This is a genomic window from Mucilaginibacter paludis DSM 18603 (genome assembly GCF_000166195.2).
GTDB lineage: Bacteria > Bacteroidota > Bacteroidia > Sphingobacteriales > Sphingobacteriaceae > Mucilaginibacter > Mucilaginibacter paludis.
Window position 1 is genome coordinate 5,404,748 of sequence record NZ_CM001403.1, and the last position, 26,412, is coordinate 5,431,159.

At 41.2% G+C, this 26,412-nt stretch carries 20 protein-coding genes; 15 read left to right on the forward strand and 5 right to left on the reverse strand.

Annotated elements, in window-relative coordinates:
* Nucleotides 1–51: 51 nt before the first annotated feature.
* The 8 genes from MUCPA_RS22815 to MUCPA_RS22850 all read left to right on the forward strand — a co-directional run bounded on the left by MUCPA_RS22815 (nt 52) and on the right by MUCPA_RS22850 (nt 8,148).
* Nucleotides 52–1,374, forward strand: coding sequence for an O-antigen ligase family protein (locus MUCPA_RS22815; protein WP_008509595.1), 1,323 nt, complete (start codon nt 52–54; stop codon nt 1,372–1,374).
* Nucleotides 1,346–2,797: an MATE family efflux transporter gene (locus MUCPA_RS22820; protein WP_169316197.1), complete on the forward strand. Its 1,452-nt coding sequence runs from the start codon at nt 1,346–1,348 to the stop codon at nt 2,795–2,797. Before MUCPA_RS22815 ends, MUCPA_RS22820 begins: the two co-directional genes overlap by 29 nt.
* Complete coding sequence (locus MUCPA_RS22825) at nt 2,794–3,966, forward strand: glycosyltransferase family 4 protein (protein ID WP_008509599.1); 1,173 nt, start codon at nt 2,794–2,796, stop codon at nt 3,964–3,966. The genes MUCPA_RS22820 and MUCPA_RS22825 overlap by 4 nt, the downstream gene beginning before the upstream one ends.
* Before the next feature lie 29 nt (nt 3,967–3,995).
* Nucleotides 3,996–5,054, forward strand: coding sequence for an acyltransferase (locus tag MUCPA_RS22830; protein ID WP_008509600.1), 1,059 nt, complete (start codon nt 3,996–3,998; stop codon nt 5,052–5,054).
* Nucleotides 5,055–5,074: 20 nt separating this feature from the next.
* On the forward strand, nt 5,075–5,584 hold the full coding sequence (locus tag MUCPA_RS22835) for a serine acetyltransferase (RefSeq protein ID WP_008509601.1): 510 nt from the start codon (nt 5,075–5,077) through the stop codon (nt 5,582–5,584).
* Entirely contained in the window at nt 5,556–6,689 is a 1,134-nt protein-coding gene (locus MUCPA_RS22840) for a glycosyltransferase family 4 protein (protein WP_157543972.1), read from the forward strand. Before MUCPA_RS22835 ends, MUCPA_RS22840 begins: the two co-directional genes overlap by 29 nt.
* Nucleotides 6,686–7,234, forward strand: coding sequence for an acyltransferase (locus MUCPA_RS22845; RefSeq protein WP_008509603.1), 549 nt, complete (start codon nt 6,686–6,688; stop codon nt 7,232–7,234). Before MUCPA_RS22840 ends, MUCPA_RS22845 begins: the two co-directional genes overlap by 4 nt.
* A 155-nt stretch (nt 7,235–7,389) precedes the next feature.
* On the forward strand, nt 7,390–8,148 hold the full coding sequence (locus tag MUCPA_RS22850; protein WP_008509604.1) for a WecB/TagA/CpsF family glycosyltransferase: 759 nt from the start codon (nt 7,390–7,392) through the stop codon (nt 8,146–8,148).
* A gap of 22 nt (nt 8,149–8,170) precedes the next feature.
* Here the strand turns inward: MUCPA_RS22850 and MUCPA_RS22855 are convergent, their stop codons facing one another.
* Both MUCPA_RS22855 and MUCPA_RS22860 read right to left on the reverse strand, forming a co-directional pair.
* Nucleotides 8,171–10,165, reverse strand: coding sequence for a right-handed parallel beta-helix repeat-containing protein (locus MUCPA_RS22855; RefSeq protein WP_008509605.1), 1,995 nt, complete (start codon nt 10,163–10,165; stop codon nt 8,171–8,173).
* Nucleotides 10,166–10,605: 440 nt separating this feature from the next.
* Nucleotides 10,606–10,836: a hypothetical protein gene (locus MUCPA_RS22860; RefSeq protein ID WP_008509606.1), complete on the reverse strand. Its 231-nt coding sequence runs from the start codon at nt 10,834–10,836 to the stop codon at nt 10,606–10,608.
* A gap of 417 nt (nt 10,837–11,253) precedes the next feature.
* Between MUCPA_RS22860 and MUCPA_RS22865 the strand changes: the two genes are divergently transcribed.
* The 7 genes from MUCPA_RS22865 to MUCPA_RS22890 all read left to right on the forward strand — a co-directional run bounded on the left by MUCPA_RS22865 (nt 11,254) and on the right by MUCPA_RS22890 (nt 24,000).
* Nucleotides 11,254–11,709, forward strand: coding sequence for a BLUF domain-containing protein (locus MUCPA_RS22865; RefSeq protein ID WP_008509607.1), 456 nt, complete (start codon nt 11,254–11,256; stop codon nt 11,707–11,709).
* 195 nt (nt 11,710–11,904) lie between these two features.
* Entirely contained in the window at nt 11,905–16,056 is a 4,152-nt protein-coding gene (locus MUCPA_RS22870) for a hybrid sensor histidine kinase/response regulator transcription factor (protein ID WP_008509609.1), read from the forward strand.
* 1,281 nt (nt 16,057–17,337) lie between these two features.
* Nucleotides 17,338–20,187: a TIM-barrel domain-containing protein gene (locus tag MUCPA_RS22875; RefSeq protein WP_008509613.1), complete on the forward strand. Its 2,850-nt coding sequence runs from the start codon at nt 17,338–17,340 to the stop codon at nt 20,185–20,187.
* 713 nt (nt 20,188–20,900) lie between these two features.
* Complete coding sequence (locus MUCPA_RS39305) at nt 20,901–21,029, forward strand: hypothetical protein (protein WP_008509614.1); 129 nt, start codon at nt 20,901–20,903, stop codon at nt 21,027–21,029.
* 4 nt (nt 21,030–21,033) lie between these two features.
* Complete coding sequence (locus MUCPA_RS22880) at nt 21,034–21,357, forward strand: hypothetical protein (protein WP_008509615.1); 324 nt, start codon at nt 21,034–21,036, stop codon at nt 21,355–21,357.
* 125 nt (nt 21,358–21,482) lie between these two features.
* Complete coding sequence (locus MUCPA_RS22885) at nt 21,483–22,688, forward strand: DUF2252 domain-containing protein (RefSeq protein WP_008509616.1); 1,206 nt, start codon at nt 21,483–21,485, stop codon at nt 22,686–22,688.
* 715 nt (nt 22,689–23,403) lie between these two features.
* Nucleotides 23,404–24,000 (forward strand): RNA polymerase sigma-70 factor, encoded by a 597-nt coding sequence (locus MUCPA_RS22890; RefSeq protein WP_050982146.1) that lies wholly within the window; start codon nt 23,404–23,406, stop codon nt 23,998–24,000.
* Between the two features lie 90 nt (nt 24,001–24,090).
* On the opposite strand, the gene MUCPA_RS22895 is transcribed toward MUCPA_RS22890, so the two are convergent.
* The 3 genes from MUCPA_RS22895 to MUCPA_RS22905 all read right to left on the reverse strand — a co-directional run bounded on the left by MUCPA_RS22895 (nt 24,091) and on the right by MUCPA_RS22905 (nt 26,142).
* Complete coding sequence (locus tag MUCPA_RS22895) at nt 24,091–24,312, reverse strand: YdeI/OmpD-associated family protein (protein WP_040626299.1); 222 nt, start codon at nt 24,310–24,312, stop codon at nt 24,091–24,093.
* Between the two features lie 187 nt (nt 24,313–24,499).
* Nucleotides 24,500–24,916: a hypothetical protein gene (locus MUCPA_RS22900; protein ID WP_008509620.1), complete on the reverse strand. Its 417-nt coding sequence runs from the start codon at nt 24,914–24,916 to the stop codon at nt 24,500–24,502.
* A 335-nt stretch (nt 24,917–25,251) separates the two neighbouring features.
* A complete protein-coding gene (locus MUCPA_RS22905) occupies nt 25,252–26,142 on the reverse strand; it encodes an alpha/beta hydrolase (protein ID WP_157543973.1) in 891 nt (296 codons plus the stop codon).
* Nucleotides 26,143–26,412: the final 270 nt, after the last annotated feature.

Consider the following 26,412-nt stretch of genomic DNA (forward strand, 5'->3'; position numbering starts at 1 on the left):
GGAATGATCATTCAACCCAATGAGCTATTCTAACCAAATACGGCGTAAACGATGTTCGATAAATTGATTTTTATTTTACCTGTAATAACGCTTTTTGCCTTTTTGCTTAACGTTTTTTATAGAGGTAATACAGTACAATCATGCTTGTTATTTGTTCTGTCGTTATTGCCTTTAATGGACTTGAAAATTACCAATGAAGCTTGGGGTGGGTTTAAAACATTTGATGCGATTAGCTTTTATTGCCTGATTTTTTTGCTGAAGGATTTTGTAACAATTAATTTGGAAAGCAGGAACAATTTTTATTTCCTGCTCTTTGCCTTGCTGATGGTTGTTATTTTACTGGGTGGCCTGGCATCAGAATTTCCTGAACGAACCTATTTGAATCTGGTTAAAACCTTACCCGTTTTTATTTTTGGGCGATTTTTAATACTGGAGTGTTGCAAGGATCCGGATTTTCATGATCAAGTTATTCGTGCGCTTAAGGTTAGCTATTTAACAGCGTTGTCGTTTTTGTTTATGCAATGGATAATTGGTTTGCGTTTTACTTTTTATCCCAGTTTAAGCCCCAACACTGTCGATCCTGTTTTTCATATCATCCGGTATCCCGGCGTTTTTTACGATTCGCAGGGTAGTGGCCAATACCTGGCCATGGGGAGCTTTTTGTTTTTGTATGTAAAAGAAAATGCAACACGGCAAAGTAGATGGTTAAGTTACCTGGTTTTTGTACTGGCCGTTATAGGTATTAACATTGCAGGGAGCCGCGCCGCCTTTGGTGGTTTTGCTATAGGTTTGGTTATGGCATTCTTTATGGTAGCAAAAAACTACAGGCTTTTGGGGCTGGCATGCCTGGCTGTAGCTTACCTGGTTTTTACAAGCATTTCAATACATAACGGCGTGTTCGATAGGTCGAAGAATTTATCTGAAGATCTGGTTTTTCGTCAAAGTATCTGGAGCGAAGCTTATGATATCGCCCAAAAGCATCAACTCCTTGGTATTGGATCCGGTAATTATCAAAATTACGTTATCAGACATGCACAAAGCCAATACCTGGAAGTTGAGGACGGTCAGCTGGTGTACTTTGATCAGCCGGAAAACGGCTATCTTAAAATTATGGTTGAATTGGGTTTCACCGGGTTCGCCATTTTTTGCCTGTTTTTAATTGTTCCCTTATTTAAAGGGTTGATATTTTTCATCAAGGGGCTGGTTGATAAGCGTGTGGCATATTTAATGGCATCACTTATCAGTTGGGGTATTGCCTTTAATACAGTTTATTCCATTTATGATTACCGCATTCTGCTGATGGTTGCATGTATGGTTATTTTAATCATAACCTATCCGCTTAAAAATGTTGATACCTATGATGAGCTGGTTTAAACAAAAAAAGTATTTGCAGTCGTCGCTTATTCGAAACAGCGCTTGGGGTATTATTGCCAATGTATTGCAGCTGGCTTTTGTATTTGTGTTTTTTGCGATAGTAGCGCGTAGATACAATACCGGCGATTTTGCCAGATTTCTGATCTCTAACACAGTATATCAATTAGTGGCGGCATTTTCATCCATGGGCCTCGGCCAGTGGTTTATACGCCAATATGCAACCGAAGATGATAAATTGGCCTTTACAGGTAAGTTTTTAAAAACACAAATAGGCTTAGGCGCATTATTTTACCTGGTTAATACGGTAGCCGCCTTTTTAATTTATCCCGACGGCCAGATCAGGATACTGTGCATTGTTTTAGGTACCAATATCGTGTTTGATAACCTGATCAATGCCATCAAAAGCTTAAATATCGCAGAGAACGAACAACGTAAAACGGCATCTATCCTGGTGATAGATGGTTTTTTAAAATTACTGGTAGGATGCTTACTCTTTATTTACCCTTTTACGGTGGTGGTACTGGCCGTTTTGATGATTGTGGTCAGGCTGTTCACTTTAAGCTTATTTATTAAGCTGGGCTCATCCAGCCGTATCAATTTAAAGTTATTATGGTTTGCGGAAATTTCTTTGGGGGATATTAAATTGCTGATTATTAAGAACTGGCAATTCATAGTTATCGGAAGCATCTCCATCATTTACTGGAAAATTGGAAATATCATCATATCAAAACTGCTAACACTTCATCATGTTGCCGACTATGAGATCGCTTTCCGTATTTTTTCTGTTTTGCAGATTATGCCAGTAGTGGCATCGGCAACCATCTATCCGCGGTTTATCACGTATTTTAACAATAACGACAAGCAAGGATTAATTAGACTGTATAAAAACGTATTTTTAATTTATTCCATTTTTGCGGTACTATCTTACGCCTTTATCTACACTTTTTCGGGTTTTATTATTCCTTTAGCGTTCGGAAAAGGTTATCCTGGGGCGGTGCTGTGTTTACAGCAAATGTTTTTGACGTTTTTGTTGTTGCCAACCGTATTACTACAAGCCAACCTGATAGTTGCTATTGGCCTTGAAAAGCTGGATATGTGGTTTAATGTAGCCAGCCTGATCATTAATGTAGCTGGCTGCCTTATCGGCTTGTATTTTATAAAGGAGTTGATGGTTGTTAACTACGCCGTTTTCATATCTTTCATTGTATTCCACATTTTGCAGGATATCATATTGATCAGAAAGGGGTTTATGACAGTTAAGCATTGCCTGTTATTTTACCTTGCGCTGCTTATCACCGTATGCTGTTGCCAGTATTTTACCGTGCATATTAATCCCGTGGCTTTTTTTATTGCTTTTTTTGCAGTAATAGCCTTACCCGGTTCACTCCTGTTGTTTTTTCGTAAAAAGGAGCTTTCATCATGACGGTAGTATATTATACATCAACTTACTTTTTAGATATTTCACTCGAAATTATCAATGTTTTGAAGAAACAGGTTGACCTGCATGTATTTATCGAGGTTACATCGGCATCTAAAAAAGTGAACATTGTAAACATTGAACATTTGCCTGTGGAAAAAAAGCTTGTTGAGCCTTCGGTGCTATTAAGCGCCCAGAGTTATCGGCAACTCGAGCCCTATTTTACAGGTACGGCAAGCACGCATTTTGTTATTCATCCACATCGAAGCGGATTATCTTTTTCTACCCTACAGGCGTCGATTGCTGTTTGGAAATATATGAAGCCTTTTAAGCCTGCAATTATACATTTTGAGGGTTACACGCTGAGAACTGTTGGCATGTTACCCTTTCTGTTTTCCTTTAAAAAAGCTTTTCTCGCCGTTCACGACCCTGTTCCTCATTCGGGCGAAAAAAGTTGGAAGATAGGCTTACCTAATTTACTGTTCTTTAATTTGCCCTATAAAAAACACTTTCTGTTTTATTCCAGGTTTTCCCGCGATCTGTTCGTTAAGCATTATCCCAGGATTAAGGAACAGAAATTGCTGGTGCCCATGTGCCCGTTTAGTTATTACAAAGGGCTTGGAAGCGGTGATGAAATCGAATCTGAACCGGGCGCGATACTGTTCTTCGGGAGAATTTCTTTGTATAAGGGGATAGAAGTTTTATTACAAGCCATGCCGGCGGTAATTGAACAATTCCCCAGGCAAAAGTTGATTATAGCTGGTAAGGCTACCGAAGGCTACGCATTTAAAGAACTGATACCTGACGAGTATAAAAAAAATATACTGATCTATAACCGGTATATACCAAACGAAGAATTGATCAACCTGATTAAAAAGGCAAAATTTATTGTTTGCCCTTATTTGGACGCTACGCAAAGTGGAGTTTTAATGACAGCCTTCGCGTTAAATAAAACGGTAATTGCCAGCGACGTAGGCTCGTTTCCAGAGTTTATCATTAATAACGTTAACGGCCTTTTGGTTGAGCCGGGAAGCGTAGCCTCGTTATCCGCAAAAATAATAAAGGCTTTAAGTAACCACTTTTATAAAACACTGGAGAAAAATGTGGTATCGGCTAACACTGAAAACTGCTGGGAAAAGAGTTTGGAGAACCTTTTGGAGGCATATCATCATTAATTAAATACGAGTAGCCAGCACTTAGGACGATGAAAGTAATAGATAACAGGTCGGTTTGGATAGATAACGTGAGGTTAATTGCCACCATAGCGGTTGTAATTATTCATGTGGCTACCCCGGCTGTATTTACATTATATCATGCAAATGCGGGGGCAAACTCCGTTTGGTGGACTGCAAACGTTTACGATTCGTTTGCGCGCTTTTGTGTGCCTGTATTTGTTATGCTTACCGGAACCCTGTTGTTGCCTCAACAAATAAGCTTTGGTGATTTCATTAAAAAAAGACTGAATAGGTTACTGATGCCGTTTATCTTTTGGAGCCTGGTTTACACAGTGTTTGATTTTTTACTGAAATTAAGAGACGAAGGCCATGCCGCATTTAATCACATCGACTCATTTATTTCCGGGCATATCATCCTGGGGGCGGCGCCGCATTTGTGGTATATTTATATGATTGCAGGTATTTACCTGTTCATCCCAATTATCCAACCTTGGATAGTTAGGGCCAGCAATAAAGCTATCCTGTTTTTTTTAGCCATTTGGTTGTGTACTTTATTAATAGACCAGCAAAAAGTTACCCTTGCCGGTTCGCCGCTGGATTTACGATATTTTAGTGGCTATGTGGGATACCTGGTTTTGGGCTACTATATTTCAGAAAGGTTATTAATAACAAAGTTAATATGCTATTTAGCGATAGCCTTATTTTGTACCGGCGGCGCTGTTACATTGCTCGGTACTTATTTTTCCACGTGTGCAAGGGGCTCGTTCTCGCATCAGTTTTACGAGTACCTAACATTCAATGTGTTTTTGATGGCCGCAAGTGCTTATATTATCATCAAAGGCCTTAGCAATGGTGGGCACAGGCACAATGTTGTGTTTACTGTACGAAGCCTGGTTAGCAGGTACGGCTATGGCATATATCTTGGGCATTTATTAATACTTAGCGTGTTGGCACACTTTAACATAAACTATCAAATTTTAACACCCTGGTTAGGTATACCTGTTCTTTCTATAATAGTTATTTCAATTACATGCCTTGTTATTTATGCACTCAATAAACTGCCCTATGGTAAATACATTTCAGGATAACCATCAACTTTGCTTTTATAATGAACTTTTTTGAATTTATTTTCCAGGACTGGAGTGTTAACCGGGGCAACATCAAAGGAAGGCTCATATTGCTGCTGTTCAGGATAGCTAATTTTTGCTCTACCCGTAAAATCTACTATTATATCGGTTTCCCGTACCTGCTTTTTTATCGCATCCTGGTTGAATGGTTTTTTAGTGTAGAAATTCCCTGGAATACCCGTATAGGTAAAAACTTATCGCTTTACCATGGCCAGGCATTGGTGATGACCAACCATGTTGTTATTGGCGAAAACTGTACGCTCAGGCAATCCACCACCATCGGTAATAAACAGGCCAGGGATGGGGGCTTTAGCGGTTCTCCTGTTATTGGTAATCATGTTGATATTGGGAGCAATGTATGTCTTATTGGCGATATTGTTGTTGGGGATGATGTGATTATTGGTTGCGGAGCAGTTGTTGTTAAAAGTGTATCAGCCTGCTGTATTGTAACCGGTAATCCTGGTGTTGAAAGAAGAAGAAAAGATATTTAGCATGAACAATTTAAAAATACTGTTTAGTATGCCGGCAGTGCACCATGTTGAGATTGCGGCTGACGAAATAGACGGCTTGCAGAAGCTGGGTTATACCTGTGGATATTTCCCTTATGCGGCGCGGGCCGGGTACAACTCAGCGCCGGGCCGCCTTTGGGTAATCATACAAAATGCATTTGGCCTTATCACGATAGCGCGAAGCTTTAGGCCTGGAGTTATTTATTTCAATTCCAGGTTAGAAGTGCTTGCAGGTATCCGCGATGTCATCACCATCTGTCTCTTTAAAACATTCTTAAAATATCCCGTTAAATTCATCATCAAATCGCACGGATCAGACATCGACATTTTGAGTGATAAGGGTTTTTTAATGAGTAAAATAATACTACCCTATTTAAAAAGAAATATATCTGGCTGGCTCTTTTTATCAACAGAAGAAAAAAATAAGGTTATTCAAACCGGGTACTTCGCCCCGGATAAAATCTTTACCACCAAAAATATCGTCCGTACCGGTCAGTTTAAGCCGGATAAACTGTTTAAAAGCAAGTTAAACATTTCTGATGATCATAGAGTTTTACTGTTTGTAGGGAGGGTTATTAAGGAGAAAGGCGTATTTGAGGTGGTTGAAGCTTTTAGCCGGATTAAAGACGCATTCAAAGTTTCATTAGTGATAGTTGGTTGGGGAAGCGAACTGGAAAATTTAAAACAAAACTGTAAAGCCCTTGGCCTGGCGGATGATATTAAATTTACAGGTTTTATTCCGGAGAGTGATGTTGTTCAGTTTTATGCCAATTCGGATATATTGGTGTTTCCAACATTTTTTCCAGAAGGCTTTCCAATGGCTCTTTTCAATTCTGTTGCGGCGGGTATGGCCATTGTAACAACGGCTACGCGTGCCGCTAAAGATTTTTTATCTGAGCCGGAAAACTGTCTTTGGGTGGAGCCGCAAAATGCTGATAGCGTAAAAAACGCCCTCGTTAAGTTATTGCAGTCGGACGTGTTGATTGCCGGCATGAAAACCAATAACCTCAATACCGGGCATTTATTTAGTGAGGAACAAGTGTGTAGGGAGTTATCAGAAACTATACAAACCATAGTTAAACAATGATTTTTTTTAGCCGTGTTATAAAGCGGATCAGAAATGAATTTCTGCGCAGGGTTGTTTATCGGCAATACCAAATAGGGGCCGGCTTTCACAGTGGTATAAGGGTTAGGATATGGGCCAGGCAAAAAGTAGTTATAGGCAAAAATTTTTATATCGGTCGCGATTCGTTTATTGAGAGTGATGTCGTAATTGGCAATAATGTGATTTGGGCTAACCGGGTAGCGTTAGTTGGCCGTTACGATCACCATTACCAACAAATTGGCGTGCCCATCCGTCTGGCGTCGCAAATTCGGGATCAAGATTATAACTGGCTTGGCTTAAATAACTTAACCATTATTGAAGATGATGTATGGGTAGGCTATGGCGTAACCATCATGAGCGGTGTTACTATAAAAGCAGGTAGTATTATTGCCGCCGGATCTGTTGTTACTCGAGACGTGGAGCCTTATTCAATATATGGTGGAGTACCCGCCAAAAAGATTAAAAATAGGTTTAATTCAGTTGAAGAATTAGATCAGCATTTAAAAATTTTAACTGGTGGTCAATGATTGATTGGTTGTTTGCTTGCTTTGGTAATTAAAACTTAAAATTATTTCTCTTGGGTAAAACATTTTTATTGATTATGCGTCTTATCTCTACAAGATTGTAATTTTCACTACGTGATACATTATAATTCCCTGGTTAAATTGAATTTGAGCTACCGATGAAACAAACCCGACACGTTGATAATTTTATAGATTATTCGCTTTATACCAATACGCTGGAAGAATTATCTTTCCAATCTCCTTTATTAGTTAATACAATTAACCAATATTCTTACTGCATGGCGAATGAGGATGCTGGCTTTAAAGAGTCACTCCAGATGTCTGATATATTACTTCCGGATGGTATTTCTATAGTGGCTGCCGAATATTTGTTAACAGGAAACAAGATCAAAAAGATATCTGGGGCTGATTTACATCATCATTTGTTAAAAGATTTGAATGAAAAATCGGGAAGTTGTTTCTATTTAGGAGCATCAGAAAGTACCCTCAACAAAATCAGGCAAAAATTGGCTATCGAGTTTCCTAACGTAAAGGTTGGCACCTATTCGCCTCCGTTTAAAAAACACTTCAGTCCAGACGATGATCAAAAAATGGTTGAGGCAGTCAATTTGTTTAAACCTGATGTATTATTTATTGGCATGACAGCCCCTAAACAAGAAATATGGGCCTATAAGCATAAAGATAATTTACAGGCGAAAACAATTTGCACAATAGGTGCTGTTTTTGATTTTTACGCCGGTACCATCAAACGAGCACCTAATTTTTTAATCAGGTTTGGTTTGGAATGGTTAGGGCGCTTGCTTAAGGAACCAAAGCGCATGTGGAAACGATATTTGTATTATGGGCCTGTATTTATAGCTTTAATGCTTAAGGAGCGTGTCAAGAAAACTTTTTTTAACAGGTATATTTTACACTAATTAATTTACGCATACAAAAATTTCAATAGTGCTGGTTAGTAGTGGTAAACGAAGATGATGCATATTTAGGTTTAGCCACGGTTGCTATCAAAATTACCGACGAATAGGGTTTAATGTTTACTTGTTTAACGTAAGTATTACGATGAATATCCTGGTAATTTTGGTTTAGCGCTATAGTTTTAATCTGATCGGTTGCATTATACTCAAAACGTATAGAGTCTGTAGCAAGTTCTACCGAGAACTGATCTTTTCCATTAATCGTTTTCCAATTTGGAAGATTATAAATGGTATTTATGCCGTTCTTCAGGCGGGGCGCTGTTGTATTGCTTATCTCGTTTTTAGGCCGGTTGTAAAAATTACTATCCAATTGGCCAAAAGAGTTCATATCATCCTGGTGTGTAGAAAACTTTGCAGTTGCTTGTTGGCTTGTTCCTGAAAAAAAAGTGTTATTGACGATATTATTGTTTCTGATATAGCTGCTGGTAGTTAAATAATGATCCTGCTCTAATCGCAATTGTACACCGTTATTGAAGGCGATGTTATTATAGATGTTAATATCCTTCGCATTGTGTATCTTTATTCCATTGTCGGCGCACAACGATACCGTGTTATCTGATATCGTTACACTTTCGGTATTATCATCAATATAAATACCCTCTGCCTGCATTGATTTTGTCTTGCCTGCACCTGCGTTGTTGCCTATTCCATGCAGTATAATGTTCCCGAGTATTTTTTTATTGACGGTTTTAGACCAGTCGCCAACATAAATACCGGCGCCATCATCCTTCGTCAAACAGAAATAAGTAATATAATTGTTTTTAGCTACCGAGGTATTGCCGCCAAAATAAATGCCATTGTATCCGGTGCTGTCAATAATGTTTTTTTCTATCATCGTGTTGTCGCCAAACGCTGTAATTCCTTCATAGGTACCCGAGCCGCTTTTGCCCAGACCGGGTATAAGGCCCGTATTCTTAATCAGGTTTTTTAGCACTGAAGCATTGGTGCAGCCCACGTCCAAATTGATACCGCCACTTAATGAGTGGTTAATAGTACAATTGCTGATGTTTAAAAAAGGCGAATAAGAAGCTAAAACAGCTTCGGCTCCGGTTAAGTCTATATTACAATTGCTTAATGTTATTTTTCTACACTGGATAAGGCTGATAGCGCAACTTCCGGCGCCTACAAACGAGATGTTATCGAAAGTGATGTAATGATAATTTTTTATAGTAACTAAATTATTGGCAAAACTTGTTTGTACCTGGTATCTGTTTGGATTATAAGCTCCAAAAAATACCATCATTTTATGCCTGGTGGCATCAAAATACCATTCGCCAAATTGATCAAGCGTTTTGATGTCTTTTTGTATAAAGTAGCCGTATCCATTAGTTGGCACTGCATTGTTTCCGGGAGCGTAGGTAATGGATCCTTCTGTTTGCCCTGTAATCGTACTCCTGTCTATAATCCATCTGTTTTTCCTCACTACCAATTCCGCGCCCACCCAATTGGTTGATGCTGTAAGTTGATCGTCCGTAATGGAGCTATTATTAACGTGAGATTCGTACGAGAGATAGCCCGCGTTTGGGTATCTGCCTATTCTTTGTTGAATTCCGTTCAATATCAGCGTAATCCCTTCCGTGCTGCAGTCACTCTCATAAACGCCCGTTTTAACCTGTTTCCAGTTTTTTAGGGTGGCAAGCGTGTTAATTTCCGGCTTATCACCCTTTCCGTATGCGCCAATGTAAATAGGGGCAAACACTGCACCCGATTTACTGACTATAATTGATCCGAAAAATTTTTCACTTCTTTTAAACAAAACAGAATCGCCGCTGTTGAGGTATTTGAAGTAAGAATTTAGTTTGTCGATGCTTTTCCAGGGTGTGAGCGGATTTCTGGCTTGAATGCTCGAATAGCTGTCGTTACCATTAGTTGCCGAAAAATAGTAGGTAGCTGGATAAGCGATATGATAAGTGAATAAAATAAAAGCGACCAGTATTAAACGAAGTGGATTTAATTTCATAACCTGATTTTATCGAAGTTAAAGTTGGTACGGGTTTTGTTAATAATTAATTTTATTAATTATTAACTTTGTGTTTTTGCATGATGTGAAAAAAAATCGCAAACAACATTTGTTTTGCTTTGTTTTACGTTGAGGTGATACGTAAAGTTGCACGAATTTGCTTTTAATTATAAAAATTATACCGGGTGTATAATTTATGTGCTATTAATCCCTGCTGATTTTTTTTATTATTAACTATTTTAACCAAATACTTTGCTTAAAATAAGATCATGATTCATTTTGACTGATGAGTTGGCCTGATCAATGTGTGGGTTGCTACTTAAAATTGAATTGGTATAGCTTATCCGGAGATGATAAATGATAAGGGCGAACTCAGACTTGTTATTCGGTAAGAAGATAGTTGATTAAACGGGCTTAATTGCAAACCCGTTATCCTGAATTTAGCCAATTGGAGTGGATACTGTTTTTCCTTTTTTTAATGCCTCCAGCTGGCGTTCAAGTGCTGCAATCATAAACTCGTTTTGAACATTGGATACATAATTGCCGCAACTTGTTCCGTTTTCTATTTTAAGCGTAATCAGAGCAAAGCCGCATCCCGGAAGCTGGGATTTGATATACTCGGCCAGTTCCTGCATTTTCTGATCATTATTAATATTGTTTACAATATCCATATGCTATGAATGAAGAGCTTTAAAGCTATAACTCTTTTTATCTTTAATTTTCTCATTACTTTTTACGGAGTGATGATAAGAAATGTTGCGTTAAAAATCGATAATATGCAAATCCAATCATAAAACTTATCAACTATCTTTATTTGTGGCTTTTTAATAGTGGGTTTATCTGCTAAATTGTAGCATATTTTTCTTTATTGCTCGTCAAAATTACGCACTGTATTTTTGATTCTGTTTACATTATGGCGGTGGTTTGTTTTTAAATATTGATAATGTTTTTTGCTTTATCGACGATGTAGGGCACAGGCTGAGTTGATGGGCATAAAACAATATGGTTATTTATCGCGTTTTGTAGATAGTGTCAATTTCCGAATAGTGGTAGTCCGGTTTGCACCAGTTTTCATTCTAAACTAACAGATGCTTTATTATCTAATTTATATCAGCAAAGCTCATGAAGTTGATCAGGATGATCTGAGGAACGTGCTCGAGGAATCTCTTGAGTGGAACAAAGAACATGGAATTACCGGGATGCTTCTATATGTGCCCGGCTATTTCTCTAACCCTGCCGCAGCGAGATTTATACAAGTGCTGGAAGGAACGGAATTTGAAGTGAAATTGATTTTTGAAAAAATAAAAAACGACAGCAGGCACCACTCCCTGCTTGTGGTTAACCAGGGAAAAATAAAAAAAAGAAATTTTTCAAAGTGGGCAATGGGTTTTGAAACTTTGGCAATGAAAGACTACAATAATATACCAGCCCATTTTGAACTGAAAGAGAGTTTTATTAAGAACAATGAAGGACAAAAAATTAATGTTCCTTTAACCTATCTCAAAACTTTTTACTCCATGAGCCTCCGTCAAAAAGTTAAATGATAGGATATAACTCCAGGCGAAATTTGTTGACCTTGATAACTTTCGTCATCAAGTATCCCTTTATCCCCATCACCCGCTGATTATCTTACAGGCACAAGTTTATTTTGATTTATCCGCTTAAAAATTGATATTTACAAATAACTGCTATACAACCAAGGCTGCGTAAATCCTGTTATTAAATTTTAAAGTACTTAAATGGCCCCCAATGTATGTGGCATAAAAATAATTTTATGTAACCTGTGTCTGCTATTGATCAGCATGGCCGGGTTTGCACAAAGCGGGCAATATCAGTTTTCGCAATTAAATATTACCGATGGCTTGTCACATAACCAGGTAACCTGTATCTATAAGGATAGTAAGGGCTTTATGTGGTTTGGCACCCTCTCGGGTTTAAACCGGTACGACGGGTATAAATTTAAAGTATTTAAACATACCGATCGTGATCCCGGCTCGCTCGACGATGATTTTATCAGCAGCATCTCCGAAGGGCCTATGGGGCTGCTATGGGTCCAAACGCGTAATGGCTTAAATATTTACAATGCGGTAACGGGGCGTTTTGAACACGATGCTAAAAATAAACTGGCCCGTTTTGCCATACCCGATAGCCTGATCAGCCAAATCAGAAAAGATCGTAGGGGCAATTTCTGGTTTTTGCATACCACTTTGGGTATCTATAAGTATGACCCGCTACATAAGCTAACCCGCCATTATATTCATCAGCAAGCAGATACCACTTCAATTTACTCCAACAAGGTAACTGATCTGGCCGAGGAAAGCAATGGCGATATCTGGCTGGCGCACTCGGCAGGGGTTATCGAAAAGCTGGACCATCGTACCGGTAAAATTGTTAAGCGGATATATACCATTAAACAATTGTATGGCCGCAATCAGCCCGGCTTAAAACTATTTATCGATAACCAGAACTATTTATGGGCATTTGATACCGGTACCGCCTTAGGCGTGTTTTATATTAACCCGGCAAAAAATAGCTACAGGCATATTGATAACAATACACCAGGGGGAAAACTTAATGCTGATATTATATCCAACATCATCCAGGATAACAAGGGGATGATCTGGATAGCTACCGATCATGGCGGGATTGATATTTTAAACAAAAGCGATTTTAGTATCCGTTACCTGGTTAACCACGAAGACGATAGCAAAAGCCTGGCTCAAAACTGCACCATATCCATTTATAAAGATGAGAGCGGCATAATCTGGGTTGGTACATATAAGCAGGGCATTAGCTACTATCACGAAAACATCATTAAGTTTCCGCTATTTAAGCATCATTTAACAGACCCTCACAGTTTAAGCTATAACGATATTAACCGGTTTGCCGAAGATGATCAGAGTAATTTATGGATGGGGACCAATGGTGGCGGGCTGATTTATTTTAACCGGCACACCGGTTTGTTTACCAATTACTTACATAACGCGGCCAACCCCAACAGCTTAACCAGCAATGTAATTGTAAGCTTATGGATAGATCATCAAAAAAAGCTTTGGATTGGCACTTACTATGGCGGGCTTGATTGTTATGATGGTAAAACCTTTACCCACTACCGGCATAACCCATTGGTGCCGGGCAGCATATCTGACGACAGAATCTGGGAGATTATGGAAGACTCGCGGCATAATTTATGGATAGGCACCCTGGACGGCGGCTTGAATCTGTTAGACAGTAACCGAAAATCGTTTGTGCATTACAACGCCACCCAGCCCCATTCCATATCATCCAATTACATATCAGGCTTGGTTGAGGATGAGCATCATAATATCTGGATAGCTACTTCAGCGGGTGCATCGGTCTGGCTCGATAAATCGCACCGGTTTATTTATTATCAGCATAAAAATTCGGATAAAAACAGTTTGATCAATAATAGCCTAACCAACCTCACTGAAGATTCGCGCCACTTGTTTTGGCTGGCCACACGCGAGGGCTTAAGCGTTCTTGATCCGGCTAAAGGTAAGTTCAGCAATTTCAGAAAAGATGATGGCCTGCCCGATAATACCATCCTGGATATTCTGGAAGATGATAACCATACGATGTGGATAAGCACGCCCAGCGGCTTATCAAACGTAATAGTAACAAACGGGGCACATGGCCTGAGCCTCCGGTTTATTAATTATGACGAAACCGACGGCCTGCAGGGGCGCGCGTTTAACGAGAACGCGTCGCTCAAAACCCGCTCCGGCGAGTTGGTTTTTGGCGGCCCCAACGGCTTCAATATCTTTAAGCCATCGGCTATCCGGTTAAATAAAACGGTACCTAACCTTATTTTTACCGATTTACAGATCTTTAATAAAAGCCTGAACCCAGGCCAAGATCTGGACGGGCATGTTATTCTTTCCAAATCCATTACCGCAACCTCCGCCATCACACTGCGGCATAACGAGAGCGCGTTTTCTATCGAATTTGCGGCGCTTAATTTTTTTAATCCCGGCAAGGTTAAACTGGAATATAAACTGGAGGGCTTTGATAAGCGGTGGACAATGAGCGATATCAAGGTGCGCAAAGCCACCTATACCAACCTCGACCCAGGCAACTATGTTTTTAAGGTAAAAGCAGCCGGCGAAGATGGCGTATGGACTGCCGAGCCGCTAACCCTGCAGATCAGCATTTTGCCCCCCTTCTGGAAAACCGGCTGGGCCTATTTTGTTTACGCTGTGCTGGTTGTGGGCGGTTTATTCTACATCAGGCATAGGGCTATCCAAAAAATCGAGTTGAAATATGCGCTTGAGCGCGAACGTGAGGAAGCACAGCGCATGCACGAGCTGGATATGATGAAGATTAAGTTTTTCACCAACATAAGCCATGAGTTTCGCACGCCCTTGTCGTTGATTATGGCGCCGGTAGATAAAATTTTAAAACATACTGATAAACCCGAGCAAAGGCGGCAGCTGCAAATGGTGAACCGCAACGCCAGGCGCCTGTTAAACATGGTAAACCAACTGCTGGATTTCAGGAAGATGGAGGTGCAGGAGTTGAAGCTGCATCCCCGTAAGGGAGATATTATTGGGTTTATCCAGGAAATGGCCGGTTCGTTTTCGGACGTGGCCGATAAAAAAAATATCGGTTTTGTGTTTGATACCGAGGTAGAATACCTGGAGGTTAATTTTGATCATGATAAAATAGAGCGTATTTTATTTAACCTGCTCTCCAACGCTTTTAAATTTACGCCCGAGGGGGGGCATGTCAGTGTTTTATTATCCACGGTGGAGCGGGCCGGGGCAGAGCAGTGGCTGGAAATTAAGGTGATCGATTCGGGCATAGGGATAGCGTTGGATAAGCAGGAAAAAGTTTTTGAGCGCTTTTTTCAGAACGAGGTACCCGGCTCTATGGTGAACCAGGGTAGCGGCATCGGCCTGTCTATCACCAAAGAGTTTGTTAAACTGCATCACGGCGAAATCACGGTAGAAAGCGAGCCCGGCCAAGGCAGTTACTTCACCGTTTTGTTGCCGCTTAACCTGCCGGCCGATGCCGCAGCGCTCCAAGTTCCAGCAATACCGGCTGTTGCTCAGTTGCCTGCAACGGAAAACGCCAGTCAACCGCTTACCGAGTTTGGCCGGGCGGCTAAAAAATTAACGGTATTGCTGGTTGAGGATAACGACGATTTCCGATTTTACCTGAAAGATAACCTGGGCGAAAGCTTCCATATTATTGAAGCCTGCAATGGCAAGGAGGGGTGGCAAAAAACGCTGGCGCTGCACCCTAATTTAGTAGTGAGCGATATCAGTATGCCCGAAATAAACGGGATTGACCTCTGCCGGAAAATACGGAACGATAAGCGCACATCGCATATCCCCGTTGTACTGCTTACTGCGCTCACCGGCGAGCAGCAGCAATTGCAGGGCCTTGAAACCGGAGCCAACGATTACCTTACCAAGCCATTTAATTTTGAGATACTACTATCAAAACTGAAAAATATTTTGGCCATACAGCAGGATATGCGCAAAACCTATCAGAAGCAGGTTGATATTAAACCTACGGATGTAATAGTAGAATCGTTCGACGAGGTTTTTATTAAAAGCGTACTGCAACTGATAGAGAAAAATATGGCCAATGCCGATTTTTCGGTAGAGCAGCTAAGCAGCGAACTGTTTGTTAGCCGGGTAACGCTTTATAAACGGGCCCTGGCCCTGACGGGGAAATCGCCGGTAGAGCTGATCCGCTCTGTACGGTTAAAACGGGCAGCGCAATTATTGGAAAGCGGGCAGCTCACCATCTCGCAAATAGCCTACAAGGTTGGTTTTAAAAGCCAGAAATATTTTGTGAGATCGTTCAAGGCGGAGTACAATTGCCTGCCCTCGGCGTATGTTGCTAAAATGCACGAGGTTTAGTTTATTTATTGATTGATTGAATGAACTAATTTATTGAGTGATTGAATTAATGAACTAAAAAAAATGTCATTTCGATGAGGTACGAAGAGAAATCTTCTGCTTCAAATAGGGCCGATTGTGCAAGGTCTATAGCATACTAAACCAGTTTTGACAACTTTTAAAAAGTTGTCAAACTCTCGTCGCTTGAGATTGGACAAACTAAAAAAAATGTCATTTCGATGAGGTACGAAGAGGAATCTGCTTCAAACAAGCCCCACGTTATTCGAAGTTTCTAACTTCGAATATTTATGCCTGTAGTCTCCGACTACAGTATACTTTAATGCCAGTAAAATCCGAGCCACCTGCATTGCTCTGCGCTGGGTGTTTTGGCTAACCTTTTACATGCCGCGATAGCCAACCTCATTAACAAGCGCATCGCCCTAATGGGCAGCGATATGGACGAAACCAATGGCTTATAAAAACACCTACGCCGTAATGCCCGCTCAGAGTGATCTGGCGGAAGTACTGGCTAAGTGTTTGAGCCGAGGATTATGAGGATGACCGATGCGAGGGAGAAGCCGGAGGATTAGCCTGTAGTCGGAGACTACAGGCATAATTATTCGAAGTTGGGAAACTTCGAATAGCGGGGAAATCTTCTGCTTCAGACAGGCCCATTGTGCAAGTTATACAGCATACTAAGCACGCGCAGAAGGTTCCTCCGTTGTCGAATGACATAGTTTGGGATTGGCGAATTAAAAAAAAATGTCATTTCGATGAGGTACGAAGAGAAATCTTCTGCTTCAAATAGGGCCGATTGTGCAAGGTCTACAGCATACTAAACCAGTTTTGACAACTTTTAAAAAGTTGTCAAAACTCTCGTCGCTTGAGATTGACGAACTAAAAAAAATGTCATTTCGATGAGGTACGAAGAGAAATCTTCTGCTCCAAACAAGTCCATCGTGCAAGTTCTACAGCAAACTAACATCGTTTAAGATTGATGAATCCCAACTCCACATCCAAATTATCCACCTCTTTTAGGCCCATTTTGTTAACCTCCATGCATCTACTCATATAAAAACACATTAAATTTCCGCATTTATTTTAATTAATTACTTGTAATTCAATTCTTTAAATCAAGTTAACATTTGTGCCCCTATTTATAAACAACAACATCCTTTACCTCGTGTAATTTCACAACATCAAAAGATTAGCCGGGTAGGTCATCCTGTTATCAGCATGAAATAAGTAGTGCTATCCGGTAACAACCAATTTGTAGTATAGCCTAATTTTAATTATTATTTTATGTTAAAACGTGTACTCGTTAGTGCCTGTGTTGTTTTTTCTGCCGTGGTTTTTACCCGCGCGGTTGCGCAGCCGCTTTATAAAAAATCTGCTGATGGTATTGCGGTTAGCCTGCCCGTAAAATTATCATCCGAAGCCAGGTTGCTCAGGGTGCAGGTGGTATCGGATAAAATTATCCATATAACAGCCACTCCCGAAGCTGATTTTTCACCAGCCAAAAGCTTAATGGTGGTGGAGCAGAATCATAAGCCTGTTTCGTGGTCGGTAGTTGCCGAAGGAGATGATTTGCTGCTCAGCACGGCGGCGCTTAGGGTACATATTTCAAAACAAGGCACGCTAAGCTTTACCGATAAGGCCGGCAAAAGCATCCTGAGTGAGCAGCCTGGCAGAGCGTTTATACCGATATCCAACAATGGCGAAAACTCCTACCATATTATCCAAAACTTTAATAGCCCGGCCAACGAAGCCATCTACGGCCTGGGGCAACACCAAAATGGTATCGTTAACTTTAAGAACCAGCACCTGGATCTGTTTCAGAACAATACCGAAGTGGCAGTTCCGTTTTTGGTATCCAGTCAAAATTACGGCATCCTGTGGGATAATTATTCCCTAACCAAATTTGGCGATACCCGCGACTATCAACCCCTGTCGGGCCTTAAATTATTTGCTGCGGATGGTAGCGAGGGCTGGTTGACGGCTACGTACGCAGCAAAGGCCGATCCTGCCAGGATTTGTATTGAACGCCCCGAGTCGGATATCGACTACTCCTACCTCGACGCCATGAAAAACTTCCCGCAAGGGTATAAACTAATTGATGGTAAGGTAACCTATGCAGGCGCTGTGGCATCTGCCTATACCGGGAGCCACCAGTTTTGGCTTAAGTATGCCGGCTATGTTAAAGTATGGATTGATGGTAAACTACTGGCCGACCGCTGGCGCCAGGGATGGAACCCCGGCACTGCATTGTTTGATGTAGACATGATAAAGGATAAAAAATATGCGGTTAAAATTGAATGGCTGCCCGATGCCGATGAATCTTTCCTCGCCTTTAAATGGAAGAGCCCTTTAAGTGATGATCAGAAGAAAAAATTCACCTTTGATTCCGAATCAGGTAGTCAGCTGGATTATTATTTCGTATACGGCAGCAACGCCGATGAAGTGATCAGCGGTTACCGTACCCTTACAGGCAAGGCTGTGATGATGCCGCAATGGGCTATGGGCCTGTGGCAAAGCCGCGAGCGTTATAAAACTCAGGACGAAATATTAAATACGGTTAAGGAGTTTCGCGACAGGAAGATCCCGCTGGATAACATCGTTGAAGATTGGTCGTACTGGAAAGAAAACCAGTGGGGAAGCCAGGAGTTTGACGAAACCCGTTTCCCGGATCCTGAAGGGATGATCAACACTTTGCATAAGCAATATCATACGCATATCATGATCTCAGTATGGGCCAAATTTTACGAGGGGATTGATACTTATAACTACTTTGATAAAAATGGCTGGCTGTACAAACGCAATATTGCCAACCGCCAGCGCGACTGGATAGGTAAAGGCTATTTTTCTACCTTTTACGATGCCTATAATCCTAAGGCGCGTGAAGCCTTTTGGGGACTGATGAATAAGCATTTATATACCAAAGGGATTGATGCCTGGTGGATGGATGCCTCGGAGCCCGATATCACCTCAAACCTGAATATACAGGCCCGCAAGGATTTTATGAACCCCACTTACATAGGTTCGTCAACACAATACTTTAACGCTTTCCCCTTACAAAATGCCAAGGGGATTTACGAGGGGCAGCGGGGTACTAACCCCAACGATCGCGTGTTTTTGTTAACGCGTTCTGCTTATGCAGGCTTACAGCGTTACGCGGCAGCCACCTGGAGCGGCGATATAGCCGCCCGCTGGGACGATCTCAAAAACCAGATACCGGCCGGGATAGGGTTCGCGCTGTCGGGCATCCCGTACTGGACGATGGATATCGGCGGTTTTGCCGTTGAGCACCGTTACGAAAAACCAAACCCGCAGGACCTGGAAGAGTGGCGCGAGCAGATGGCCCGCTGGTTTCAGTTTGGCTCGTTTGTGCCGTTGTTCCGTGTTCATGGCCAGTTCCCTTACCGCGAAATGTACAACGTAGCGCCCGAAAACCATCCGTCCTATCAAAGTATGCTTTATTACGATAAGCTGCGCTACCGCCTGATGCCTTATATTTATAGCCTTGCCGGGATGGCCTATCACCAGGATTATACCCTGATGCGCGGTTTGATAATGGACTACAGTCGGGATGAAAAGGTAAAGAACATCAGCGACGAGTACCTGTTTGGCCCCAGCTTGTTAATTAATCCGGTTTATGAGCATGGTGCTAAAACCCGGAGCGTTTATTTGCCGCAGGGTAACGGCTGGTACGATTTGTATACCGGCAAGTATTTTACAGGCGGCCAAACCATTACTGCCGATGCGCCTTACGAGCGGCTGCCGGTGTTTGTAAAAGAGGGTGCCATTATCCCCTTCGGGCCCGAAATACAATACACCGGCGAGAAGCCTGCCGACCCTATTACCCTGTTTGTTTACGCAGGTAAGGATGCCGCCTTTACTTTATACGAGGATGAAGGAATCAACTATAATTATGAAAAGGGAGCTTTTAGCCAGATAGCCATTGCCTATAGCGAAGCTGATAAAAGCTTAACCATCAATACCCGCGAGGGAAGCTTTGCCGGCATGCTAACCAGCCGCAAGTTTAAAATTGTGAAAATTGACAACGCCAAACCCGCCGCGCTAAACTTTGAACTGAACAATTATCCCGATGTTAGCTATGAAGGAAAAAGGATAACCATAAAGTTAAATCAATAATAGATTTAGGGATTCGGTATTTAGGCCCATCGTTATGGCGAGGAAGCAATCTCCAACCCCATCGTGATTGCGAGGAGGAACGACGAAGCAATCGCGAACTATGCAGAGCAAAATTGCACGGCCGCTCTGCCTCAGTAGATTGCTTCGCCATAACGCTCACCACGCCGTCATTGAGGAGGAACGACGAAGCAATCTCTAAACTATACAGAGCGAACTTGCATGGCCGCTCTGCTTCAGTAGAGATTGCTTCGTCCCTCGATGACGTTTGAAGAGCAGGGTTCGTGATGCCGCAAACCCGCGAGGAATAGTTAATAATCAGCTCCTCTCCCCCCGTCGTCATTGCGTGGAGGGACGACGAAGCAATCTAAGCTATATAAGGCAACTCCGCCTACGTAAAGTCGTTAGTCCAACAAAATTCAAGAAAAGCATTTTTTAAATTTTATAACACACAATAAAATATCCAATATCCAGTTTATATATTATCAACCTCGTATATTTCCATAAAACCACTCTCGTTTTTATTTGATACCCGGGACAGACAGAGCACTCCGCTCTTCAATATTTAATACTGGCCGGAACTGCAAATCATTCCCATCAGCCTCCGGGCGGCGCCAGGTTTTAAAAAAATGATTTGAGATAAACTGCATATCGAACTAAAAAGTATATCCTCGCATATATCAAAACTGTATAACAATATTTAAAACACTAAGAAAATGAGTAAAGACAAAGGCAGTAAAGACACCAAAAAGGCTCCCAGCACCGAACATAAAAAAGCTCCTTCTGATTACCAGAGTGGTAAAAAAACAGTATCTAAAATTGAACCACCAATTAAAAAGAAGTAAGAACATGACAAGTCAATCTGTTGAATTTAAAGCCATGGAGTACGTTTACGACCTGGCTAATTGCGCTAAAGAAAACGGTTTTAAAACTGGTGAACAGTGGGATGTAAGCGTGGCATCCGCCGAGGAAAAAATAGCTATCGAGAATAAATACAATCCAACCGTCTCGGTTAAGGTTTTGCCTGCAGTTCTGTCCGAGATGTTTCACCTGGTTAAAGGTAAATTGGTTATGGCCAAAACCGAAACTGAGGTTGTTTTAGATGCTAATAGCATCCGTCAAAATCAACTTCAATACCTGGTTGCCTATAATTCAAAAAGGGAGCGGCGCTAAAAAGTGATTGTAGGATCGTGTTTTGTTCTGGTTGTTTTATTTTCGTTGTAATTAATTTAATGAATGGTGAAACTATTTTATAGGCCATTTGCTTGTAATGTTACCCTTTAGGGTAACCATAAATTATGTCCAAGCTGATAGAGCGAATTTTAAAGTTTAACCAGGGATTGCTTCCAGAAATGCTTCCTTATAAATACGAAGCAATGGCCGAAAACCCTTTCCGTTTTTACCGGGGTACCTGCCATTTGTTTTATGAAGATTTACAGATGGAGAAAGCTATTGCGGCATCTCCGCTAACCTGGATCTGCGGTGATCTGCACCTGGAAAATTTTGGTAGTTACCGGGGCGAAAACGGTTTGGTTTATTTCGATTTGAATGATTTTGACGAATCGGTTTTGGCACCGGCTTCGTTTGAGGTTGTGCGCCTTATTACAAGTATCTTTATCGGTTTTGACAGTTTAGATATTGAGCAGAAAAAAGCGGATAAAATGGCGCGGCTTTTTTTGAAAACATATTCGACCACCCTTGCCGCGGGTAAGGCTATCAGTATTGAGCCGCGTACCGCTAAGGGTATTGTTCGTGATTTTTTAACTGCCGCCGAAAAAAGCAAGGCAAAGGATTTGTTAGAAAAGCGGACAGAAAAAAAAAGTAAAAAACTGGTTTTATCATTAACCGATGAGCGCCATTTTAAGTTAGATAGAAAACTAAAAGCAGATTTAACAAGCCATATCTCAGACTGGATTTCTACCAGCAGCGACGGTCCGTACAATTATAAAGTAAAGGGTTGTGTATTCAGGCTGGCTGGCACGGGTAGTATTGGTGTAAAGCGATATCTGTTTCTGCTCAAAAGTACCAACACGCGCAACAATTATTTGCTTATTGATATGAAGCAGTCCAGGCCATCATCTGTGTCGCCTTTTGTACATTGCAAGCAGCCTGCTTGGGCCGCTGAATCGGAAAGAATCATTACCGCTCAACGCCATTTGCAGAATGTAACCCCATCACTTTTAAGTACAACTGATTTTCGGGGTGACACCTATGTGATCCAGGAGCTGCAGCCCGTTAAGGATTCTATTAAATTTAAGATGATTCGTGACCAATACCGGGATCTTTACCTGGTTATTGATGACATGGCCTTGTTAACAGCCTCAGCACAATTGCGTAGTGGTGGTAGGGGCGGTTCGGCCATTATTGATGAGCTTTCTGCTTTCGGTAAAAATCCAGACTGGCAGGAACCCCTGTTGGATTATGCCCGCAAATATGCGGCAACAGTTAAAAAGTACTATAACCAGTACATACGCAGTTACGAGGCGGGCAAGCTAACACGTTAACTATCTGTTTGGTCTACCATGTTTTTTAACAGCGAGTAGGATACGTTTAATGGCAGCAGGTAGCAGCAAGGGTTTGCCGTATTTCAACATCAATTAACGAAACCAACTTACTGCTACATGAACTGCAAAAGTGATCCGTTATCAGCGTGTCCAGGCTAAAGGTTAAATTTAAATGCACTGCGTCCCGATGATAAATGGAGGTTTTGCAATGTTTATTAAAACAATAATAAACGATGTTGGTGTGATAATTCATTATGCCAAGTTATTTAAGTAATTATTCATTAATCGGTTGGTAGTAAGCCCTTCAGGGTATCAATAAAGGGCATATTTTTAATATACATATATTGTACCAAAATTGATTATTACTAAAATAAATATTGAAAAAAATACAATCGTTGTTGAATCGCTTTGTTTTTTATCTGGCAGGGTTTTGACCGGATTTTAAAACGGTGCGTAGCTTGGTTGTTGACCACTATTTTATACCATCAATACAATATTTCCAATCGAAGTCAGTGTGGGCATAATGTTGCGCATTTTGTGGATTTAAAATAATTGAATTTTTTATCCGTTTAAACTTTTATTTATACATTAGTCTCTTTGCAGACTACAGTGTTTGTAATCAAACCAATTATATATACAATAGCCGATTTGAAGCGATTCATCTATGGGATGTTTGCCATTAGCTTATCATCAAAGAGTGATTGTTTTTTAGCGAATGAAAAGTTTTAAGGAGATGACCGACGAGGATATATTGCTTCTGTTAAACAAAGGAGACGATACCTCTTTGTTTATCGAACTGTATAACCGCTACTATGCTCAATTGTATAATACGGCATGTAAACGCTGTTCTTCGTCTGAGATTGCTGAAGAAATTGTGCAGGACCTTTTTATCAATTTGTGGAGAAACCGTGCAACAATTAAAATTAATTCGTCGTTGAGCGGTTACCTGTTTACAGCTATCCGTAATCTCATCTTAAATCAAATTCAAAGGGAGGCATCAAGGAAAAAGGCTTATGAAGCGATTATTCCTGAACGTTTCGATTACGACAATTCTACCGAGGAAAGCGTGATGGCTAACGATTTAAAGCATCACTTGGATATCAATATGGATTCATTGCCCGATAAATGCCGCTCCGTGTTCGATCTGAGCCGCAACCATCATAAAAGCAATAAACAAATTGCCTTCGAGTTGGGCATTTCCGAAAAGACGGTCGAAAATCATATCACCAGGGCTTTGAAATATTTGCGTGTTAGCCTGCATCATATCCTTTTATCTTTTGCTATAGCTGTCTTTTTTATCTCAGGTAAATAATAGTAATAGCCCCCTACTGGTAAAAAGCTTTTTCATAAAACTGTTATCTACTTTTCAATCAAACTATTCTAAATAAACCTCGGCTTAAGATTATGTTTTTAAGGTTTTTTGTTTGTTTCTAAGCATAATCATGGCTTTGTCTGCTCGAACTTTCCGGGTTTCTTCCTGTTTGGCTGAACCCACCCAGTCACAATAGCCTTGTTTATAAGATTTGGAAAGGCTAAAAAAAAAAATGCTGGCCTCGGCATCCTGATCAAGTAATACCTGTAATTCCGCAGGTGTACCTTCAATATGTTCTCCTTTTTTTAGCATTTTAGTTCGCTGTATTTTGTATGGTCCTTATTTCAACATGGCCGCCTAACTCAAATATAGGGCATTTAGCCGCAATTTGTTTGGCTTCATTTTAGTCTGCCGCATTGATAACAGCAATGTAATCTATGTGGTGTGCTGTAAGATCAGCAATACAATCAAGCTTTTTTAAATAAGCATATTTTATCTTCTAATTTTTGTGTAAGTCAGCTAATTGGCTTTGCAAAGCAGCGGATAGGTCTTCTTTTTTATCATCAAAAATGGAGCCCGATTTTATCAGGGTTTTAGCCTGTGTGCCAATCCATTGTTCGTAGCCAGAGGTTTTGATTGTAATAAAAGGTATCCAAACTTCTTTTTTGTCTTCTTTAGTTAGAAATTCGCCGGATATCAGGTATTGCTTTCCGCCATCAGCACTCTTGATGTGTCCTAATTTGACTTTCCTGAACCCAACAGGATTTGGCGGACGATGGTTGTTAAAGTCAGTAGCCGATGACGTGATCAGATAACGAACTATGGTATCAGTTTGCGTTGCAGGATGTGACGCTTGGGCTTTGGTAGTAAAGGAAGTGACAAAAGCCAGGCTGATGGTCATAAAGAGCTTTCTCATAATGGTTATAAAGTTATTAAATTAAGTTTTTTTTCAATAAGGAATAGTTGCCAAGTCCAAACCGGGGCCCCTGCAAACAAAATTCCTGTCATCCGTTTAGATCACGAGGTTAAACCCGGTCCCCCGGGATATCAAAGATGGCGTGGATCCGCGGCTTTAATTCGTTATATAAAATCACCTTGTGTGAAAAGTGGAAAACAGTCTCATTTGTAAGATTTCGTTTCTAATGGCACACTATTTTCACTTTTGATGGCACACAAAAGTGCTCATAAGCTCAACCTCACCTGCCAATCGACCAAGCATTTCTATAGATGATAATGGCTGTCCGCAGTCGTTCAGGGGCGGGAAAAACGGAAGAGCCATTGAACCACATCGCTGCTATCAGCAATGCTCCAGGAGTGAGGATGCCTTACATGACCAGGTTCCCGATAGCCTTTTCCGAAGGTTGTTACCAGCACGGCATTTTTATTCCCTAAATGTTTTAGTTCGTTAATAAAGCCGGCATCGTCCGCAATATTGATAAAAGCCAGGTCATAGCCACGCTCTTTTAGCCACCACTGGAGATCAGGCTCCGAGACAAGCATAACGGGAGTGCCCGCCAGTAGCTTGACCGCGCTTTGCGTCGTGTCGCTAAATGAATAAGGGGAATTCGCATAAAAATTTCCTAAGGCCTGTTCTGGGGTGCCTTTAATTTCTTTTTTGATACGGTCAATCATATAAGCCACTTCTTGATTCACATGTTCCTTGCCGCTTAGATGGATGACGCGTTCGGCCCCCCGGTAATAATGCTCCCAGTCCAGGGGCGGATCAATACCAAAAGCGGCTTTAGGCTTAAAGGGGTAATTGTTATTGACCGCCAGTTCGGCGTATTTGATTGCACAGGTGCCACCGATGGAAAACCCGCCAATAAAGAATGGTTTATCTTTCAGGCCGTACTTTTTCGCAACACCTTCGATCTGCTCCTTCAGTGAGCGTTGAGAAGCGTCATCCGAACCGAAATACAGTGATCCGGTACTTAACAAGGGGATAACGGTTAGTATGCCCTGTGTTGCCGCATATTTGGGTAAAGTACTCTCCATCAGGACATTTTCCGGCGATGCCCCGAAACCGTCCAATAGGAACATCCAAGCTTTTACGGGTACTTTTTCCGGGATCACCGCAATGTACCTGTTTGAGGCCGTGTCCTTTGAACTCAGATAAACATGTTCCAATTTCTGGGCACGCATAACGGTACTTAGCAGCACTAGGCCGGATAATAAAAGCGAACAGCGGATAGTCCTCATACAGGCATTATTTGGTTCGATAAAAATAATGAAAAACGACTGTAGGAAAATTGTGCAGGCTAATATTAACAGTTTTTAACGAACGGCGCTGGCTGTGCTATTAAAAGTGGAAATAGTGCGCCATCAAAAGAAGAAATTCACATCATTAAAAAAAATATTTTTTGCGCGTTAGGGGGTAGGGGACTCGAGAACTGTCATCTATATATCACCGTT